General features: G+C 71.5%; 18 protein-coding genes. 12 read left to right on the top strand and 6 right to left on the bottom strand.

Annotated features, from left to right (window positions below; genetic code table 11):
• The first annotated feature begins 75 nt into the window (after positions 1 to 75).
• Both ACZ63J_RS28150 and ACZ63J_RS28145 read left to right on the top strand, forming a co-directional pair.
• Positions 76 to 864, top strand: a complete 789-nt coding sequence (locus tag ACZ63J_RS28150; RefSeq protein ID WP_465402032.1) for an SDR family oxidoreductase — start codon at positions 76 to 78, stop codon at positions 862 to 864.
• Between the two features lie 3 nt (positions 865 to 867).
• The gene (locus tag ACZ63J_RS28145) at positions 868 to 1,833 is read left to right on the top strand and encodes an aldo/keto reductase (RefSeq protein ID WP_465402034.1); all 966 of its coding nucleotides are present in this window, start codon (positions 868 to 870) and stop codon (positions 1,831 to 1,833) included.
• Here ACZ63J_RS28145 and ACZ63J_RS28140 read toward each other — a convergent pair.
• From ACZ63J_RS28140 to ACZ63J_RS28130, 3 genes are all read right to left on the bottom strand, one after another.
• Positions 1,825 to 4,440, bottom strand: coding sequence for a CHAT domain-containing protein (locus ACZ63J_RS28140; protein WP_465402036.1), 2,616 nt, complete (start codon positions 4,438 to 4,440; stop codon positions 1,825 to 1,827). The genes ACZ63J_RS28145 and ACZ63J_RS28140 overlap by 9 nt on opposite strands.
• Before the next feature lie 84 nt (positions 4,441 to 4,524).
• Entirely contained in the window at positions 4,525 to 4,683 is a 159-nt protein-coding gene (locus ACZ63J_RS28135) for a hypothetical protein (RefSeq protein WP_465336515.1), read from the bottom strand.
• Positions 4,684 to 4,934: 251 nt separating this feature from the next.
• Positions 4,935 to 6,074 (bottom strand): serine hydrolase domain-containing protein, encoded by a 1,140-nt coding sequence (locus ACZ63J_RS28130; protein WP_465402037.1) that lies wholly within the window; start codon positions 6,072 to 6,074, stop codon positions 4,935 to 4,937.
• A 350-nt stretch (positions 6,075 to 6,424) separates the two neighbouring features.
• Between ACZ63J_RS28130 and ACZ63J_RS28125 the strand changes: the two genes are divergently transcribed.
• The 4 genes from ACZ63J_RS28125 (at position 6,425) to ACZ63J_RS28110 (ending at position 9,407) form a co-directional block, all read left to right on the top strand.
• Positions 6,425 to 6,847, top strand: a complete 423-nt coding sequence (locus tag ACZ63J_RS28125) for a hypothetical protein (protein WP_465402039.1) — start codon at positions 6,425 to 6,427, stop codon at positions 6,845 to 6,847.
• Between the two features lie 31 nt (positions 6,848 to 6,878).
• Positions 6,879 to 7,241 carry a VOC family protein gene (locus ACZ63J_RS28120; protein WP_465402041.1) on the top strand — a complete coding sequence of 121 codons (363 nt, stop codon included), beginning with the start codon at positions 6,879 to 6,881 and terminating at the stop codon, positions 7,239 to 7,241.
• Positions 7,242 to 7,322: 81 nt separating this feature from the next.
• The gene (locus ACZ63J_RS28115; RefSeq protein WP_465402043.1) at positions 7,323 to 8,990 is read left to right on the top strand and encodes a hypothetical protein; all 1,668 of its coding nucleotides are present in this window, start codon (positions 7,323 to 7,325) and stop codon (positions 8,988 to 8,990) included.
• A 15-nt stretch (positions 8,991 to 9,005) separates the two neighbouring features.
• Complete coding sequence (locus ACZ63J_RS28110) at positions 9,006 to 9,407, top strand: NUDIX domain-containing protein (RefSeq protein ID WP_465402045.1); 402 nt, start codon at positions 9,006 to 9,008, stop codon at positions 9,405 to 9,407.
• A 468-nt stretch (positions 9,408 to 9,875) separates the two neighbouring features.
• Here ACZ63J_RS28110 and ACZ63J_RS28105 read toward each other — a convergent pair whose 3' ends face one another.
• Positions 9,876 to 10,175, bottom strand: a complete 300-nt coding sequence (locus ACZ63J_RS28105) for a YciI family protein (protein ID WP_465336509.1) — start codon at positions 10,173 to 10,175, stop codon at positions 9,876 to 9,878.
• A 210-nt stretch (positions 10,176 to 10,385) separates the two neighbouring features.
• On the opposite strand from ACZ63J_RS28105, the gene ACZ63J_RS28100 reads away from it, so the two are divergent.
• Genes ACZ63J_RS28100 through ACZ63J_RS28080 form a run of 5 tightly spaced genes read left to right on the top strand, consistent with a single transcriptional unit; the run spans position 10,386 to position 15,065 of the window.
• Positions 10,386 to 11,294, top strand: a complete 909-nt coding sequence (locus tag ACZ63J_RS28100; protein ID WP_465402047.1) for a hypothetical protein — start codon at positions 10,386 to 10,388, stop codon at positions 11,292 to 11,294.
• A gap of 21 nt (positions 11,295 to 11,315) precedes the next feature.
• Positions 11,316 to 12,509, top strand: coding sequence for a pyridoxal phosphate-dependent aminotransferase (locus tag ACZ63J_RS28095; protein WP_465336507.1), 1,194 nt, complete (start codon positions 11,316 to 11,318; stop codon positions 12,507 to 12,509).
• A gap of 11 nt (positions 12,510 to 12,520) precedes the next feature.
• Entirely contained in the window at positions 12,521 to 13,447 is a 927-nt protein-coding gene (locus ACZ63J_RS28090) for a phosphotransferase enzyme family protein (RefSeq protein ID WP_465402049.1), read from the top strand.
• Positions 13,448 to 13,475: 28 nt separating this feature from the next.
• Positions 13,476 to 14,165, top strand: coding sequence for a TetR/AcrR family transcriptional regulator (locus tag ACZ63J_RS28085; RefSeq protein ID WP_465402051.1), 690 nt, complete (start codon positions 13,476 to 13,478; stop codon positions 14,163 to 14,165).
• Between the two features lie 57 nt (positions 14,166 to 14,222).
• Positions 14,223 to 15,065: an LLM class F420-dependent oxidoreductase gene (locus ACZ63J_RS28080; protein WP_465402053.1), complete on the top strand. Its 843-nt coding sequence runs from the start codon at positions 14,223 to 14,225 to the stop codon at positions 15,063 to 15,065.
• Here ACZ63J_RS28080 and ACZ63J_RS28075 read toward each other — a convergent pair whose 3' ends face one another.
• Together ACZ63J_RS28075 and ACZ63J_RS28070 are read right to left on the bottom strand one after the other, a co-directional pair.
• Positions 15,066 to 15,794 (bottom strand): nitroreductase/quinone reductase family protein, encoded by a 729-nt coding sequence (locus ACZ63J_RS28075; RefSeq protein ID WP_465402055.1) that lies wholly within the window; start codon positions 15,792 to 15,794, stop codon positions 15,066 to 15,068.
• A 186-nt stretch (positions 15,795 to 15,980) separates the two neighbouring features.
• Entirely contained in the window at positions 15,981 to 16,838 is an 858-nt protein-coding gene (locus tag ACZ63J_RS28070; protein WP_465402057.1) for a hypothetical protein, read from the bottom strand.
• Positions 16,839 to 16,920: 82 nt separating this feature from the next.
• Between ACZ63J_RS28070 and ACZ63J_RS28065 the strand changes: the two genes are divergently transcribed.
• Entirely contained in the window at positions 16,921 to 18,444 is a 1,524-nt protein-coding gene (locus ACZ63J_RS28065; RefSeq protein ID WP_465336501.1) for an AMP-binding protein, read from the top strand.
• Positions 18,445 to 18,495 lie beyond the last annotated feature (51 nt).

Raw genomic sequence — 18,495 nt, 5'->3', positions numbered from 1 at the left:
ATCACCTGCGTCGCAATCGGGAAATACATTTTTCGCACGTGGATGACAATGGCACCCGAATACCTGGAGAACCGCGTGGAACTGACCGGACGGGTCGTCGTGCTGACCGGCGCGGCGCACGGGATCGGAGCCGCCATGGCGCGCCGCTTCGCCGCCGAGGGGGCGACCGGGATCGTCGTGTCCGATGTCGACGGCGCGGGCGCCGAGCGGGTCGCGGGCGAGATCACGGCCGCGGGCGGCCAGGCCGTCGCGCTGGCCGCCGACGCGACGTCCAAAAAGGATCTGAAGGCGCTGGTCACGACGGCGCGCGCGGAGTTCGGCCCGGTGGACCTGTTCTGCGCCAACGCGGGCGCGGCCTACGGCACCGGGGTGCACGCGGCGGACGAGCAGTGGGCGAAGTCGTGGGAGCTCAACGTGATGCAGCACGTCCACGCCGCGCAGGTCGTGCTGCCCGAGATGCTCGCGCGCGGCGAGGGTTACCTGCTGCTCACGGCGTCGGCCGCCGGGCTGCTCGGCACCCCCGGCGACGCGCCGTACTCGGTCACCAAGCACGCGGCCGTCGGCCTCGCCGAGTGGCTGGCGATCACCTACCGGCCGCGTGGCGTGCGGGTCAGCGCGCTGTGCCCGCTCGGCGTCCGGACGGCGCTGCTCGAACCCGGCATCGCCGCCGGTCACCCGGCCGCGCTGGCGATCGCCGCGGCGGCGCCGCTGCTCGAGCCGGAGGATGTCGCCGAGGCGGTCGTGCGCGGGCTCGGCAAGGAGGAGTTCCTGATCCTGCCGCACGAATCCGTGCGGGAGACCTTCGCCCGCAAGGCAAGCGCGGTCGACGCGTGGATCGACGAGATGGCCGTCCAGGGAGGCTGAGGAGTGGAGTACCGCAGGCTCGGCGCGAGCGGGCTCGCCGTGAGCGAGATCGCGTACGGCAACTGGCTGACGCACGGCGGGGGCGGCTGTGTCGCCGCCGCGCTGGACGCCGGGGTCACGACGTTCCACACCGCGGCGGCCTGGGCCGGCGGCGCGGCGGAATCGGCGTACGGCAAGGCTTTCGCGGGGATGCGCCGCGACGAGCTAGTGCTGTGCACCGGCGTCTTCTGGCCGGAGGGCCCGGGGCCGAACGACGCCGGGCTCAGCCGGAAGCACGTGATCGCGTCCCTGGAGGGGTCACTGCGGCGGCTGCGCACCGACCACGTCGACGTCTACCAGCTGCTGCGCTTCGACTACCGGACCCCGGTCGCGGAGACGTTCCTCGCGCTCTCGGACCTGGTGCGGCAGGGGAAGATCCGGTACGTCGGCACGTCGGAGTGGACGGCCGAGCAGCTGCTGCAGGCGAACGAAGCGGCGGCGCGCCACGACGTGCCGTTCATCGCCAACCAGCCGCACTACTCGATGCTGTGGCGGGTGGCGGAGGCCCAGGTGATGCCGGTGGGCGAGCGGATCGGCGTCGGCCAGTTCGCGTCGGTGCCGCTCGCCCAGGGCGTGCTGACCGGCAAATACCGGGGCGGGCGCGTCCCGGCAGGCTCACGCGCGGCCGGACCCGCGCACGCCCGGCCGTTGCTGATGCCGGAGCTGCTGGAACGGGTGGAGCTGCTGCGCGGTGTCGCGGACGACGCCGGCCTGACGATGGCCCAGCTGGCGCTGGCGTGGGTGCTGCAGCACGAGACCGTCGCCTCGGCGGTGGCCGGCGCGAGCACGCCGGAGCAGGTAACGGAGAACGCCAAGGCCGCCGGCGTCCGGCTGGACCTCGACGTGCTCACCCGCGTCGACCACCTGCTCGGCAGTTTTGTCCAGACGGATCCGCGGCTGGTGTGGTCGCCCCCGGCGTTCTCAGCCTGAGCCGAGGCAGACGAACGGGCGGCGGAACGGGTCGACGGCGATCGCGTCCGCCAGCGCCAGCGCCGGGCTGTCGCGAACGGCGAGGGCCCGGTAGTAGTCGTCCATCGCGGCCGCCGAAGCGAGGTCGCCGACCCGCGACAGCGGCGCGATCACCGTGCGCGAGCCGCTGGCCAGCAGGGCGCTGGCGAACCCGAGGGCCTCGTCCCCCGGCCGGATCCGGTTGAGCGCCAGCTCGCACGCGGCGAAGACGACCTGCCGCGGCGGCTGCCGCAGCCCGGCCATCTCGTGGCCGAAGAGGGCGCCGTCGGCCAGTTCGAGCCGGGAGAACAGGGCGTTCTCCGGCTCGTGCGCGCCGTGCGCGGCGAAGTGCGCGAGCTTCGCGCCGTCCATCGCGCGCAGCACGGACTTCACGGTGGCCTTGGCACCGGTCATGGTCGTCGCGGTGCGGTAGTGCGTGGTCAGCTTCTCGAGCTCACCGCGCGCGCCGGCCAGCCCCGGCCCGCGGACCAGCACGATCTTGCGCGCCCGCGGCGACTTCGTCAGCTCGGCGGCGAGCCACGCGGTCGCCGACGGCGCGACGACGGTCGGCCGCCCCCGCAGCCCCGGCAGCACGCCCCACGGCACCGCGTAGAGCGGCCCGGTGGGAACGACGACCAGCCGGCGGTCGCCGATCAGCTCGGCCAGCGGCTCGATCAGCTGCGCGTCGAGCTTGTCGGCCTGCTTGCGCGCCGAGGCCATGACCACCTCGGCCAGCCGCTCGGGCAGGTTGTCCGGCGCGAGCGCGTCGAGGTCGACGTTGAGCACCCGCGCCGACTCGCCGGCGGCTTCGGCGGACCCGAGCCGCACGAGCCGGCACTCACCCCCGGCGACCACCACGGCGACCAGCTCGTCCCCGGAAGCGGCGAAGCTGACCAAGGCCCGTTCACCGAGCTGCGCGACCACCTCGCTGAGCCCCGCCACCGGCCGCGGCCGGCCCCAGCGCCCGGTGTGCCACCCGAGCCGTTGGGCCTCCCTCAGCCGTTCGTTGTACTTCGCCCGTAGGCCGGCGATCGGGTGGCCGTCGTGCTGGGCCTCCTGGATGGCCTGCCCCAGACCCCGCACCTCGGCCACGCGCGCGGCGAGCTCGGGATCGGTCCCGGCGGACAGCGGCTCGTAGCGGTAGGTCTGCGCGCGAGTCCGTTCGAGCCAGACGAACAGCCGCCGGGCGTCGTTGCGTTCCAGCACGAGCTTGACGGCCAGATCGGCGAGCTCCTGCCCGTGCAGGGCGGTCCCGGAGACGAGGTCGAGCCCGCCCATCCGGTCGCGGACGGCGTCGAGCTCGGTCAGCCCGGACCGGATCTCGGTGAGCGCCCGCGCCCGGCTCCCCTGCGCGACGGCGAGCTCGGCCCGGCAGAGCCGGCGAAGCATCCGGTAGTCGATCGGGGTGAGCTGCCCGGGACGCGGGACCTTGCGCAGGGTTTCGATGGCGCGCTTGAGGTTGCCCCGCCGGATGTCCAGCCGGACGGCGAGCATCCGCGCGGTCGCGGCCTGGTCGGTCAGCTGCGGGGTCGGCATCTTGTCGGCGGCGCGCAACGCCTTGGTCGGCAAGCCGGCCGGGATGCTTCCGCTCTCCAGCGCGTCTCGCGCGTCGGCCTTCAGCCCCATCAGGGTCGCGTTGGCCGTGCACGTCAGGCAGCCGACCTTCGACATCCGGCGACGCGCCGAGTAAGCCATCTCCCGGGCGAGCTCGACGTCGTCGCCCATCAGAGCCGCCGAGGCGCGGTACAGCTCGGCCAGGGCCAGCTCCCGGCTGATGCTCTGTTCCTCGACCATGACCGGCAGGATCTCGTCGAGGTGGGCGCCGGCCTCGTCCGCGAGTCCGGCCGCGAGCAGCGCCTCGGCCTGCGCGAGCCGCAGGGTCGGCGGGATCTCGAGGTCGAGCGCCCGGTAGCTGCGCTCGCACTCGTCGTAGAGCCTAAGCGCCTCGGGCACATCGCCCATCCGGAGCGCGAGCGTGCCCAACGTCCGGCGCGTGCTCGCCGCGTTGCCGCGCAGCTCGTACTTCTCGGCGAGCTCCAGCGACCGGGTCAGGTCGGCCTGGGCTTCGCGGACGTTGCCCAGCCGGATGTGGACCCAGCCCCGGGAGGCCAGGGTCATCGTGAACGCGCCCATCCGCGACTCGGGCTCGGGCCCGTTCGCCAGCCGGAACTCGTGGTGCTCGATGGCCCGGTCGAACGACACGAGGCTTTCGTCGTTGCGCCCCACGCCCATCAGCCGCATGGCGTAGTTGTGGTTCAGGGACCCGTTGAGCTCGGCCCGCAGCACCGGGTCCTCCACCGCGTTGATCAGCAGCCGGACGTCGTCCAGGCCCGCGAGGCCCGCGGCGAGATCGTTCGAGATCTCCGAAGACACCGCCGTCAGCGTGCTGGCCAGCCGGATTCTGGTCACCAGCCAGTCGGTGCGGAACCCGGACGGCACCGGATGCACCGAGTCCAGCAGGCTCATCCCGCGGCGCAGCAGGCGAAGACTCTGGTGGTACCGCGCGACACACGACGCGTCCGCGGCGTCCTTCTGCAGGGCGTGAACCCTCTCGATCACCTCGGAGGGGTTCAGGTCAATCACGGGCACCCACCTATGACAGCACAGGCTTCGGCAAAAAGAAGCCCGCCTACCGGTAGATCAGCAGGCGGGCTTGCCTCCACGAGGCGGAACTCAGGCCTTGACGTCCTGATAGCAGCCGTTCGCGCATTCCGTGTGGACCGGGTGGTCGACGTGGACCTTGCCGTCCGCGTCGGTCCACTGGACCACGGGCGTCGGTTCCGGCGTCGGCTCCGGGGTTCCTTCGGGCTTGGTGTCCGTGGGCGTCGACATGGTCGATCTCCTCTCCCCTGGGGATCTGCATGGGGACGCTCGCCGTGACGGTGAGTTCCCCTCGCGGGGCCCTCTCCCCGCGAACGGCCCAATAGTTCCACAACGGAGCAATGATCGGGAGGGTTTTCGCTACGGAAAGTCAGACCGACCGCCGTGAACAGGCTAAATGTCGACAGTGGAACGTCCTAACGGGTGAAGTCTGTAACGTCGGCGTGCCTCGCTGTGCACCGCGCCCGGGGGTCAGGCGGGCGTCAGGCGCGCCTGGCCGTCACCGCCGCGTGGACGGCGGTCACCAGCCTGACGTTCTCCGGAGCCGCACCGCCAGGGAAGGCGAAGCGACGGCGGTTGTAGCCGTACGCGAGCCCCGAGCGCGGGTCGGCGAACGCCTGCGAGCCGGCCGCGCCGCTGTGGCCGAACGCGCCCTGGCCCAGGACCGGGTAGTCGTCCGACACGATCGCGAAGCCGAGCCCGAACGCGTTGTGGTTGCGGGTCGACAGGTCGTCGCCGATCGAGTGGATCTGCGCGAACTCCGCCGCGGTCTCGGGACGGAGCAGCCCGCCGAGCACCGCCGCGTACATCCCGGCCAGCCCGCGCGCCGACGCGACACCGCCGACCGACGCCGGGCTCAGCTGCCGGATCACCTTGATGTTCGGCAGGTCCCAGAGCTCCGGCGCCTTCGGGTGGTTGCGGTTGAAGGCGATGCCGCTGATGCTGTCCGCCCCGCTCGCGGCCGCCTCCAGCTCGGCCAGCTGCTCCGGTGTCGGCAGCATCGGCTGCGTGGTCAGGAACCGCGGCTCCAGCTCCTCCGGCAGCCCGAGGTGGAAGTCGAGCCCGAACGGCTTCCGGACGCGCTCCTCGTAGTGCTCCTGGATGCTGCGGCCGGTGACGCGCCGGACGACCTCGCCGGTCAGCGCGCCGATCACCAGCGCGTGGTAGCCGAACGCCGTGCCCGGCCGCCAGTACGGCCGCTGCGGCGCGAGCCGCTCGGCGATCACCCGGTCGTCGGCGAGCTCTTCGGCCGTGAACCCGTGGTCGGCGCCGACCACGCCGGCGCGGTGCGCGAGCAGCTCCCGCAGCGTGATCCGCTCCTTGCCCGCCGCGCCGAACTCCGGCCAGTAGTGGCTGACGCGCTGGTCGAGCTCGAGCACACCGTCCTGGACGAGCAGCGCGACCACGAGGTGCGCGGCGCCCTTGGTCGAGGAGAACACACCGGTCAGCGAATCGGCGGTGATCTCGGGACCGGTCCACAGGTCGACAACACGCTCACCGTCGACGTGCGCGACGAGCTGCGCGGCGTAGTCACCCCCTTCCTCGGCCGCGACGGCGGCGAACTCCGCGCGGACCGGCTCGAACCCGTCGGCGACGGTCCCCTGGATGTGCTCGGACGACATGGCGGCTCCCTCGGTGTGTGTGCGCCTGCGCCAAGGTGCAACCGAGGCCCGGCCGCCGTATTCCGGGTGCCGAGGGGTGGGCCTGCTGCGCGGCGATCCGGGCGCGGACCCGGACGACGAGCGCGCCCCACAGCAGCGACACCCACGACGGCCGCCGTCGCGACGACGAGCCCGGCGACCATCAGGATCGTGGCGAGCCACGGGAATCCGGCGGCGCTGTCCTGCACTTCGACGAGCCGCGGCGCGCAGGTACGACGCGCCGACCGGGTAGCCGAGGCGGTTGTTCGCGCGCCGTCTCGACGAGCCCCGGGGGTGGTAACGCGGGACCGTCCGGAGCTGATGTTCCCGGCATGGGGGCACCTGAGTCCGAAGCCGAAGCAGGAGAAACCACCCGGCCCGGCCGTGGCCTGGCGATCGCGTCGGTCGCGATCGGCGCGTCCGGCCTGACGCTGGCCGTCGCGACCTGGGCGGCCTGGCTGATCGTCCGGCCGCAGGTCGTTTCGGCCTGGGTGTATTCCTGGGTCTCGCAAGCGTTCTTGCTCGTGCTCGGCGCCCTCTGGTTCGCGCTGCTGCCGATCAGCGTGCTGGCACTCGTCTTCGGTGTCTACGCAGGCGCCCGCACTCGCCCCGGCCCGGGCCGGATCGGCGCCGCGCTCGCCGTGATCACGGTGCTGCTCGCGCTGTCGGGCGCGGCCGTGTTCGCGACGACCTCGTGGCGGCACGTCGGCCCGCCGGTCGCGTACTTCGACAACCAGGGCGGGTTCCCCGGGTAGACCGCCCTAGCAGGTGGGTAACCCCCGGATCATGAAGCTGACCTCCACCGTGCTCGGCACGCCGGAACCGCGTGCGCTCGCCGAGTTCTACTCGATCCTCCTCGGCTGGCCGATCAAGACCGACGAGCCGGAGTGGGTGACCCTGCGCCCGGACGACGGCGGCGCCGGGTTGTCGTTCCAGCTGGAGACCGGGCACGTCCCGCCGGTCTGGCCGCCGGCCGAGGGCGGCCAGCAGATGCAGCTGCACCTCGACATCGAAGTCGACGACCTCGCGGCGGCCACCGCCGCCGCGACGGCCGCGGGCGCCACGGTCGCGGATTTTCAGCCGCAGGAGGACGTCCGGGTCTGCCTCGATCCGGCCGGGCATCCGTTTTGCCTCTGGAAGCGTGAATGAGGTGACGCCCCGCGTTCGATCGGTCACAGGATCCGCTATGTTCGACTGAGGTCCTGTTTCCGGCGAACGGAGTTGAGCCCTGTGGGGGTGCACCGGATCTGGCACCACGGACTGGTCCCCACCGAGGGGAAACGCCCCCTGGACGCGTTGCGCAGCAGGCTGATCACGCGCCAGCGGCAGCACGAGGACTACAGCGTCACCGATCTCGGCTCGTCCGACGACGGCGGATCGCGCCGGTGCGACCTGAAGTTCGCGTGGACGGGCGGCGAAGGCCGCTACTCCGTTCAGGTACTGCTTTCGCTGTGCTACCACGCCGGAGAGGACCGGGTGGCGTGGTTGCTGGCCGCGGCGTGCACCCGGCCGTGGAGCGCCGGGCACGAAGCGCCGGCGCACCGGATCGGCCTGGAGGAGCTGGGCGCCGGCGGCAGTGACGAGATCCCGATCGAAACGCCGGTGCTCGCGATGCGGGGCTGGTCGAGCCAGGAGTGCGACCGGGTCGCCGATCTGCTGGGCGAGGCGCTGACGGCCTCGTGGCGGACGTCGGCGGTGCTGGTGCTCACCGAGCCGCCCACGGTGCCGGTCGACGGCTGGCCCGGTCTGGTCAACGTGTTCGACGTCGACGACCGCTTCCGCCGCACCCTGAACCGGCACCTGCCGCTCGGGTGCGCGGTGCCGCAGGGCGCACGGCTGTACGTGCCGCCGTGCGACCAGCTCCCCGACTTCGTCGAGACCGCCAGCCCGGTGTCTGGCGAGGCCCTCCAAGGCGCGATCACGCGGCTCATCCAGACGCGGAGCCGGACGCCGCTGCCCGAGGAGTGGGCCGAGGTGCCGAGCGTCCGCTCCTGGTACGCAACGGATCCGTTCGCCTCGCCGGAGCGAGAGCCCGACGCCGAGCTGACGGAGAAGCTGGGCCGCGCCGAGCGCGAGCTGGCCGAGGCGCGGGGCGTGATCACGATCCTGCGCAAGAAGGCGAAGGCCGACGCCGAGGACCGGGACCGCCACGCCGGGGAGGTGAAGACGCTTCGTCACCGCCTGGACGAGCTTTCCGCGGCCGAAGTCGCCTGCCTGCGGGAGCAGCTCGTGCAGCTTCAGGAAGAGCTGGACGACTACGCCCGGGCGTTCGAGGAGACGGAGGCCGAGCGCGACGAGCTGAGACGCGTCAACGGCCTGCTGGCGGGCCGCCTGGCCCGGCACCACGCCGCGGACGAGGTGACCGCGGCCGAGCGGCCGCCGGAAGAGTTCCCCAGCTTCGCCGAGCTGATCGGCGCCGCGACGGTGAAGCTCAAGCACCTCGCGATCACGGCCGAGCCGGCCCCGGCCGCGATCCTCGACCACCACCCGAAAGCCGCCGCCTGGCGCCGCAAGGCGTGGGACGCGCTCCGCACCCTCGACGCCTACGCCTGCGCGCGGACCTCGTTGCTCGGTTCGGGCCGCGACCCGGGGCCCGAGCTCTCGGACGTGCTTGCGTTCGCCCGGACCGGCCAGCCGGGTTCGCTGATCAGCGCCAACATCATCGCCCTGGCCGAGTCGGACACGGTGACCACGAACGAACGGCTGCGCCAGGCGCGCACGTTCCGCGTCGACCCCGAAACGAACCCGGCCGGCCGCGACTACTTCGGCGCGCACATCGCCCTGGAGCGCTTCAAGTCGCCGGCGCCCCGGCTGCACTTCCTCGACGACACCGACGGCACCGGCACGGTGTACGTCGGCTACCTGGGCGCCCACCTGCCGACGTCCAAGACCAACTGAGCGAGAATCACGCGCATGACGGAGCTCGCGCGGAAGGACCTGGCCTACTGCCGGATCGCTCGCGGTGACCGGGTGCTGTTCCTGCGCCGCAGCCCCGGGGTTTTCCTCGCGGGGCGGTGGGAGCTGCCGGGTGGCACGGCCGAGCCGGGCGAGCGCTTCGAGGCCACGGCGGAACGGGAAGCGGCGGAGGAGACGGGGCTGAAAGTGCGCGTCATGGAAGAACTGTGGCGTGATTCGTGGCCGGACGTCGCCGGGCGGGCGATGCGGGTGCACGCTTTTGTCTACACCGCCGAAGAAGACGGCACGAGCGACGTTGTGCTCAATCCGGAAGAGCACGACGACTTCGCCTGGCTGACGACGGCGGAGGCGCGGGAGCGGGAACTGCCGCCGCATTTCCGGCGGTGGCTCGATCGGTAGGGGTTTTCCGTTTCGCAGCGCCACTTCGGTGCGTCGATGGCGCTGCGGGAATCTTCGCGGTTCGGTCATGGCAACGACGCTACCCGAACACCTGTGCGACGGTAATCGCTGGATCGGGTGATGATCGACGGCGGCGGACGGCCGGATTTTTGTTGCCCCACAAGGGAAATTCGCGCCGGAACGCCCTCGGTGAAGTCGATCGGGGGTCCGCCTAGCGACGTCCGGCAGGGTCCGGCGGATCAGGCCAAGGCCGTAGTCGGCGCCCGGCTCGCTCGGCGCCGGGACCGTGCGCCGCATCTGCGCGAGCTGCGCGGCGGGCAGCAGCCGGACGGCGGGCAACGCGGAGAAGAACCGGCGGAGGCCAACGACAAAAGCAGGACGCCCGAAGCCGCGCGAGACGAAGACAGGTCTTCTTCGCCGGCAGGTGGCGGGGCATCGTCGCCGGGCCACCCGACCGTGGCGGACTCCTCAGGAGGCGATGGCCTCGTTGATCGCCAGCAGCTCCTGTGCGGTGCGCGTGGCGGTGAACTCGATGACGTCGTACCGGGCGAGCCGCTGGACCACGAACGGGTCGCTGGCGAGGATCGCGTCGAGCGTGCCTCGCAGCACCGAGCGGGTCAGGATGACGTGGTCGGCCGCGCCGGTGCCCTTTCCGGAAACGAGGAAGACCCCTTTCGTGAATTGTTTGCGCACCCAGTCCGAATGGTCCGGGAGCGCGTAGTCGACTTCTGTTTCGGGTGCTGTGTAGGTCAGCAGTGCGATGTACATGATTCGATGGTAGGACTCCGCCGCCCACACCGCATCCGCCTGGCGAGTGGCCCCGGACACCACTTCACCCATAGTCCGGTCAAGAACCAATCAATTTCTTTACCAGCGCTTTTTCAATTCTTCTCCACCGCCGTACGCCCGTCGTCGTACGGCGTGGTGTCGACGCCGGGACGACGCGGCCGGCGCCACACGAGGGTCACACTTCGGGTCATGAACGCACTGACCCGGATCTGGCAGGACGGCAGGCGCGCCGAGCGGATCGCCTACGTCGTCGGCGCGGCGCTGTTCCTCGGCGGCGTCGTGCACGCCGTCGTGCTCCTCGCGACCGGCGGCTCGTGGCTGGGCCCGCTGTCGATGCGCAAGGCCGTCACGTTCGGCCTCTCGTTCGGGCTGACGCTGGTGTCGGTCGCCTGGGCGACGTCGTTCCTCACCGTCCGCCCCCGGTGGCGCTCGATCCTGCTCGGCGCGTTCACCGCGGCGAGCGTCGCCGAGGTCGTGCTGGTCAGCATGCAGGCCTGGCGCGGTGTGCCCTCGCACTTCAACTTCGAGACGCCGTTCGACAACGTCGTTTCGATGACGCTCGCGGCGGGCGGCGGGGTGATCATCCTGACCGTCATCGGCTTCACGGCCGCCGCGCTGGTCGAGCCGGGTCCGGACGCGCCCAGCCTCCGCCTGGCGATCCGCGCCGGCCTGGTCGTCCTCTTGGTCGCGCTGGCCACCGGCGCCGTGATGATCGCCCGCGGCGTGATGCTGGCCCGCGGCGGCGACCCGGAAGGCGCGTACACGACCGCCGGCTCGCTGAAGCCGCTCCACGCGGTCGCGATGCACGCGATCCTCGTGCTGCCCGCGCTGGCCTGGCTGCTGCGGTTCACCCGGTGGCCCGAGGCGCACCGGATGCGTGTCGTCGTCATCGCCGTCGTCGCCGACGCCCTGCTCACCGCGGTCATCGGCGTCGAGTCCTTCGCCGGGGTCGACCCGCTGGCCGCGCCGCTGCCGGTGCTGGCGTTGTCCGTGCTGGCGCTGGCCGTGCTCGCCGGCACGGGGGCCTACGCGCTGACCGGCATTGAACCGCCCGTCCGATTCGCACGTATCCCCGATGGGAAGGCAAGGGGCCGGTAAAGCGGCGGACGGAGATCACGCGTGCGGCACGGTATGACCACCCACGGCCTTTTCCAGCAGAGCCAGGCCCACAGCCCGTCGTTCTTCTCCGTGGCGAGGGCGATGGGCCAGCACGCGGACGACCTCGCGGACTTCTGCATCCCCTGCAACCCGTACTTCCCCACCGACGCGATGTTCGGCGAGCTGGAGCGGAACCTCCGCACCATCCTCAAGTTCTACCCGAGCGACGCCGGCGCGATCACCGCGCAGCTGGCGCACGTGCTGCGGCTCAACCCGTCGACGATCTCCCTGGCCAACGGCTCCACCGAGCTGATCACCTGGATCGACCGGCTGCTCGTCGGCTCGAGCGTGGCGGTGCCGATCCCGACCTTCGGCCGGTGGACCGACCAGCCGCTCGAGACCGGCAAGCGCGTCGACATGTTCCTGCTGAAGGAGGCGAACAACTTCGAGCTGCGCGTCGACGAGTACATCGAGTTCATCAAGCGGCGCGGCTCGCGGGTCGCGGTGCTGTGCAACCCGAACAACCCCGACGGCGGGTACCTGCCGCGGCGCGAGGTGGTCCGGTTCATGGACGCCCTCGAGGACCTCGACCTGGTGGTGATCGACGAGTCGTTCATCGACTTCGTCGAGGTCGAGATGAACCCGTCGGTGGCCGCCGAAGCCGTTGTGCGGCCGAACGTCATCGTGCTGAAGAGCCTGGGCAAGAACTTCGGGCTGCACGGGATCCGGTTCGGCTACCAGGTGTCGAACCCGGCGCTGACCCGCAAGCTGTCGGCCGCGCTGCCGAAGTGGAACCTGAACTCGCTGGCCGAGACCGTGATCTTCATGCTCGCCGAACGCCGCGCGGAGTACGAGGAAAGCCTCAAGAAGCTCGCGCTCGACCGGTTCATGATGAACTCGCAGCTCTCGCAGTTCCAGGAGCTGACGGTGTACCCATCGCAGGCGAACTTCCTGCTCGTCAAGCTGCCCGGCTCGGTCGACGGCGCCGAGCTGTGCGACTACCTGCTCGCCGAGCACCACCTGCTGGTGCGCCAGTGCGGCAACAAGATCGGCATGACCAGCCAGTTCATGCGCTTCGGGGTGCGGCCGGACACCGAGGTCGAGCGGCTGGTCGAGGGCCTGCGCGGGGTCGAGCGGCTCGGCGGCGGCCGGCACGCGACGCCGACGATCGAGCTGGTGTCGCACTCCCGCGAGCAAGAACGGTCGATCAGCTGAGCACGTGGGCCATGGCCGACTTCTCGGCGAACACCCGGCCGTTCGCTGACCTCGACCGCTCGGGCCGCACCCGCAGGCTGCGCCGGCTCGCCGAAGCCGCCTTGACCTCCTACGACGTCCCCGTGGCCCGGCTGACCCCGCTCGGGCGCGGGCTCAACACGACGTTCCGCGTCGACGGCGCGGACGGCGGCCGGTACGTCCTGCGGGTGCAGCGGCCGGACGGGCCGGGTGTCGCCCAGGTGCGGTCCGAGATGGCCTGGCTGGCCGCGCTGTGCCGGGAGACCGACCTCGCGGTTCCGCGGCCGGTGCCGACGCGCGGGCGTGACCTGGTCACCGTCGTCGCCGACCCGGCGGTGCCCGAGCCGCGCACCTGCGTGCTCTGCCGCTGGGTCGACGGCCGGTTCGTCGACGAGCGCCTCGGCCCGCCGCAGCTGTACTCGCTGGGCGAGCTGACCGCGCGGCTGCAGCAGCACGGCGGGCGGATGAACGGCCTCGACCGCGGCCGGGTCGACGACCTCACCGAGTTCGGCCGCTCGCAGGTGAACGGCTTCTCCGACGTCGTGCTCGAGCGGGCGATCGCGCAGGCCGGTGGCGACGCGTCGGTCCGCGCCGCACTGGAGCGGATCCGCGGGGTGCGCGCCGAGCTGGGCTTCGGCGACGACGTCTTCGGGCTGGTCCACGGCGGCCTGCACCAGGAGAACTACTTCTTCCACCGGGGCCGGGTGCGGGTGATCGGCTTCGACGGCTGCGGGTTCGGGCACTACGCCTACGACCTCGCCGTGACGATCGGCGAGCTGGCTCACCTGCCGCAGCGGGACAGCCTGCGCGAAGCGCTGCTGGACGGCTACCGGTCGGTCCGGCCGGGCGGCGCCACCACCGACCCGAAGGTCCTGGCCGCCTTCGTCGCGCTTCGCCGCGTCCAGCAGCGTCTCCGGTGACGTTATAGCGCGGCGCTACAATTGCTACATGGCCGGACGATCGAGTGACACGACGAGCACGCGTGATCGCCTGCTCCTGGCCGCCGGCCAGCTCCTGCACGAAGCCGACGGCGGCCCGGTGTCGACCCGGGCGATCTGCGAACGCGCCGGCGTCCAGGCCCCCACGCTCTACCACCACTTCGGCAGCAAGCAGGGCCTGCTCGACGCCGTGGTGAACTACGGCTTCACCCAGTACGTCCAGGCGCCTTCGGCCGGCGGCGACCCGGTCGACCGGGTCCGCGCGGGCTGGGACCGGCATGTCGAGTACGGCCTGGAGCACCCCACGTTCTACGTGCTGCTCTACGGCCAGATCGAGCCGGGCGTGCCGTGCAACCTGACCTCGAGCGCCGAGGCGATGCTGCTGGAGCTGTTCACGCCGCTGGCGCGCGACGGGCGGCTGCGCGTCGAGGCGGCCGAGGCCGCGCGGCAGTTCGCGGCGGCCAACAGCGGCGTCACGCTGAGCCTGATCGCCCAGCCCGAAGGAAACCGCGACCTGGCGATGTCCACGCAGGTCAGGGAGGCCGTGCTCGCCGGGCTGCTCGCCGAGCCGCCGGCCGGGGACTCCTCCGTCGGCAGCCTGGCGGTCGCTTTGTCGACCGCGCTCGCGGACGACGTCGACGCCTTGACCCCGACCGAGCGCGGGATGCTGCGGGAGTGGCTGCACCGGCTGGCCGCCTGACATTCGTGCGCTACATTTGCTACATTGGCGCCTATAGCCAATGTAGTGGAGGTAGACATGCAGCTCGGCACGTTCGGCGTCTTCCTGGCCCCGCACCGCGACGACGTGACCCGCAAGGCGCACGCGGTCGCGGCCGACCGGCTCGGGTACGGCACGGTCTGGTTCGGCACCGGCTCGACCTCGATAGGCGACCTCGCGTTCGTCGAGGACGTGCTCGCCTCGACCGAGCGGATCACCGTGGCGACCGCGATCGTCAACATGTGGTCCGACGACCCGGAGCCCCTCGCCGAGTCCTACCACCGGCTGGCGGGCCGCTACGGAAAGCGCTTGCTGCTCGGCGTCGGTGTCGGGCACCCCGAGTCGGTCACCCGGTACCGCAGCCCGTACGACAAGATCGTCGACTACCTCGACCGGCTCGACGCGGCCGGTGTCCCGGTCGAAGCCCGCGTCCTCGCCGCGCTCGGCGACCGCGTCCTGAAGCTGGCCGCCGAGCGCACGGCGGGCGCGCACCCGTACCTCGTTCCGGTGAGCCACACCCGGCACGCGCGGTCGGTCCTCGGCGCGGGAAAGCTGCTCGCGCCCGAGCAGAAGGTGGTCGTCGACGACGACCCGGTGGCCGCGCGCGCCATCGGCCGCCCGTTCGTCGAAACGCCGTACCTGAGCCTGAGCAACTACGTGAAGAACCTGCTGCGCCACGGGTACACACCGGACGACGTCGCCGGCGGCGGCAGTGACCGGCTGATCGACGACCTCGTCCTGCACGGCACGCCCGAGACGCTCGCGAAGGGACTGCGGTCCCATGTGGACGCCGGCGCCGACCACGTCGCGGTCCAGGTGCTCGGCCCCTCGCCCGACGCGGAGGCCGAGCACCACCGGATGCTCGCCGAGGTCCTGCTCTGATCAGCCGGGCGCCGGGGCCAGCGCGTTCAACGCGGTGACGATCGTGGCTTCCTCGTAGGCGAAGTGGGTGTCCAAAGCGGACGCCAGCCGGTCGAACTCCGCGCGCAGCCGCACCGGATCGGTCTCTTCGTCGACGAGCCGCCGGATCTCCTCCTGCAGCCGGGCGACGCCGACGTGCTCCTCACCGAGCTTCGTCAACGCGGGCGCGAGCGCCGGGAACTGCCGGGCCAGCATGGGGAAGATCGCGGTGTCCTCGCCGGTGTGGTGCCGGGTGAGCGCCGAGCAGAAGCCGAGGCACCGCTGCTCGAAGTGCAGCGGGTCGCCGGAACCCAGCCGGCCACGCAGTTCCCGCAGCTCGGCGCGCAGCCAGTCGTGCACCTCGACGATCCAGTCCCCCATCCGCCGCACCCGCTCGAGCCGGTGCAGGACGAGCACCGGCAGCACGCGGGTGGTCCGCGCCTGGTAGTCCGCGAACCCCGGTTCCCGGGCGACGACCTCGGCGAACAGGCGATCGCGGTCGGGCGCGAGCGCGGCCATCGCCTCGAACGACTCGTCGCCGGTATCGACGGTCACCAGCGGGTTGTGGCGGATGTTGTGGTACCAGGCGGGATGCTTCGGCGAACCCATCGCGGACGCGACGACGACGAGCTGGCCGTCGATGTCCAAGGCTCCCAAGGGAACCCGGTGCGGCCGGCCCGTGCGGGCACCGGTGGTGGTGAGCGTGATCAAACGTGGTCCTTTCCGATGTGGAGTGTCATCGGAGGCAGGAGAACGGCACGACGGAGGCACACGTCTGCCCGGAAGGGAAACGACGTGGTTCGCGAGAGACACCGACGTGTCGATCTCAAAGGGGGCTGAGTAGCCACTACCTCCGTGCGTAGGCCCATCCGGGGCGCATCCCCACGGTAGCACGGATCAGCGCGTGGCCTCCGCGGCTTTTCGCGCGTCTTCGGCGGCTTCGTCGGCCTGTTCGAACTTCTCCTTGGCCGTCTCGAACTCCGCCGTCGCGCGCTCGGCGCGTTCCTCGGCTTCTTCGAGACGCGTGCGCAGGTCTTCGACGCGGGCCTTGGCCTGCTCGGCCGCGCGCTCGGTGCGGACGAGGTCGCGTTCGGCCACCGCGCGCTCCTTGGCGAGCTCGGTGGCCTCCTTGCGCAGGCGCTCGCGTTCGGCGCGGACGCGTTCGCGCTCCTCGCGTTCCTCCCGCTCCCGGCGACGGTCCTTTTCGGCCTTCTCGGTCCGCTTCGGCTTCGCCGGCTCGGCCTTGTCGACCAGCTTCGCGGGCCGCTTGCCGCTCGTCGGCGGGGCGGTGGTGGCCTCGAGGGTGAACCACTGGTCGGCGTCCTGGTGCGCGACCGAAGTCAGGCGCCCGGCCAGGGCGAGCGCCGCGGTGCCCGGATCCGCCGCGACGGCCTCCAGGGTCGCCTCCACCTCACGCGAGACGGAGTCGCTCATCGACGGCAGCCCGTGCAGGATCCCCCGCACCAGCTCGCCGCGGCGCCGGGTCAGCGCCCGCAGGTCGTCGCCGGCCAGGCGGGAGTGGGCGTCGCGCAGCTCGTCCCCGAGCTCGGCCAGCTCACGCAGCTCGTCCGGGTCTTCCCGGGCCAGGCCGTTGACGATCGCGGCGGCCGTGGTCGGCTTCCGCAGCTCCTTGATCTTCGCCGCGAGCTCGGCGTCCCCCTCGGCTTTCGCCGCCTTCGCCGCCGCGTTGCGCGCGCTGACGAACTCCGCGAGGTCACCCCCGTAGAGCTCGCCGGCCACCGTGTCGAAGTCCATCGGGTCCCAGCGAACCACATCGGACTGGTGCGAGCACCTGTGACGCGTCATCATCGGGACGGGGACGACGAAGGGATGAGGCGTGTTCTTCGATCTGGGTGTCCGGGACTTCCTCGACCGCGCGGAAACGGTGTACCCGGACCGCGTCGCGGTGGTCGACGAGCCGAACCAGCCCGCGCCGAGCTGGGGTTCGCTCACCTATCGCGAGGTCGCGAAGCGCGCGCGGGCGCAGGCGGCGAACCTCGACGCGCTGGGCGTGCCGGTCGGCGGCCGCGTCGCCATGGTGTCGCACAACGCCGCGCGCCTGCTCGTTTCGTTCTTCGGCGTGTCCGGCTGGGGCCGGATCCTGGTGCCGGTGAACTTCCGGCTCGCCCCGGCCGAGGTCAAGTACATCGTCGAGCACTCCGGCGCCGAGGTGCTGATCGTCGACCCCGAGCTGGAGCACCTGCTGGACACGGTCACGGCGAAGCACGTCTTCGTCCTCGGCCGCGATGACGACGCGATCTGGGGCGGCGAGGGGTCACCGCGGCCGTGGGCGGGCGACGAGTCGGCGACGGCGACCCTCAACTACACCTCGGGCACCACGGCGCGGCCGAAGGGCGTGCAGCTCACCCAGCGCAACATCTGGCTCAACGCGATGGTGTTCGGCCTGCACACGACGTTGACCGACAACGACGTCCTGCTGCACACGCTGCCGATGTTCCACTGCAACGGCTGGGGCATGCCGTACGCGGTGACCGGCCTCGGCGGGCGGCACATCGTGCTGCGGAAGGTCGACGGAACCGAGATCCTCCGACGCATCGACGAGCACGGCGTGACGATCTTGTGCGCCGCCCCGGCGGTGGTCACCGCGGCCCTCGACGGCGCCGCGACCTGGGAGGGCGAGATCCCCGGCCGCGACCGCGTCCGCCTCGTCGTGGCCGGCGCCCCGCCGCCGACCCGCACGATCGAGCGGGTGCGGGCCGAGCTGGGCTGGGAGTTCATCCAGATCTACGGGCTCACCGAGACCTCGCCGCTGCTCACGGTCAACCGCATGCGCAGCGAGTGGGAAGATCTCGACCCGCACGAGCAGGCGAAGCTGCTCGGCCGCGCGGGGACGCCGGCGCTGGGCGTCCGGATCGGCATCGACACCGACGGCGAGGTGCTCGCGCAGTCGAACACCAACCTCGACGGCTACTGGGAGAACCCGGCGGAGACCGAGCGGGTGCAGGAAGGCAACTGGTTCCACACGGGCGACGGCGGATCGTTCGAGGACGGCTACCTGACGATCGCCGACCGCAAGAAGGACGTGATCATCTCCGGCGGCGAGAACGTGTCGTCGATCGAGGTGGAGGACGCCCTGAGCTCGCACCCGGCGGTTCGCGAGGCCGCGGTGATCGGCATCCCGGACGAGAAGTGGGGCGAGCTGGTGACGGCGCTCGTGGTGACGTCGGCGGAAGTGACTTCGGACGAGCTGATCAAGCATTGCCGGGAGTACTTGGCCGGGTACAAGTGCCCGAAGCGGGTGGAGTTCCTGGAGGAGCTGCCCAGGACGGCGACGGGGAAGATCCAGAAGTTCAAGCTGCGGGAGCCGTTTTGGAAGGACCAGGGTCGTCAGGTGAACTGAGGTTCTTCTTCGACGCGGGTTCCGGAGTTGTGCTGTGGGGTGACGAGCCGC

It is taken from the genome of Amycolatopsis sp. NPDC104863 (assembly GCF_055582965.1).
The sequence above is the reverse complement of the archived record's forward strand: the minus strand, read 5'-3'. Positions and strand labels throughout refer to the sequence as shown.

Bases quoted from the DNA above. Each gene is read 5' to 3' on its own strand.
- ACZ63J_RS28070 (WP_465402057.1), bottom strand. From the start codon at position 16,838: ATGGACTTCGACACGGTGGCCGGCGAGCTCTACGGGGGTGACCTCGCG.
- ACZ63J_RS28085 (WP_465402051.1), top strand. From the start codon at position 13,476: ATGGCCGGACGATCGAGTGACACGACGAGCACGCGTGATCGCCTGCTC.
- ACZ63J_RS28105 (WP_465336509.1), bottom strand. From the start codon at position 10,175: ATGTACATCGCACTGCTGACCTACACAGCACCCGAAACAGAAGTCGAC.
- ACZ63J_RS28100 (WP_465402047.1), top strand. From the start codon at position 10,386: ATGAACGCACTGACCCGGATCTGGCAGGACGGCAGGCGCGCCGAGCGG.
- ACZ63J_RS28125 (WP_465402039.1), top strand. From the start codon at position 6,425: ATGGGGGCACCTGAGTCCGAAGCCGAAGCAGGAGAAACCACCCGGCCC.
- ACZ63J_RS28120 (WP_465402041.1), top strand. From the start codon at position 6,879: ATGAAGCTGACCTCCACCGTGCTCGGCACGCCGGAACCGCGTGCGCTC.
- ACZ63J_RS28080 (WP_465402053.1), top strand. From the start codon at position 14,223: ATGCAGCTCGGCACGTTCGGCGTCTTCCTGGCCCCGCACCGCGACGAC.
- ACZ63J_RS28090 (WP_465402049.1), top strand. From the start codon at position 12,521: ATGGCCGACTTCTCGGCGAACACCCGGCCGTTCGCTGACCTCGACCGC.
- ACZ63J_RS28130 (WP_465402037.1), bottom strand. From the start codon at position 6,074: ATGTCGTCCGAGCACATCCAGGGGACCGTCGCCGACGGGTTCGAGCCG.
- ACZ63J_RS28135 (WP_465336515.1), bottom strand. From the start codon at position 4,683: ATGTCGACGCCCACGGACACCAAGCCCGAAGGAACCCCGGAGCCGACG.
- ACZ63J_RS28110 (WP_465402045.1), top strand. From the start codon at position 9,006: ATGACGGAGCTCGCGCGGAAGGACCTGGCCTACTGCCGGATCGCTCGC.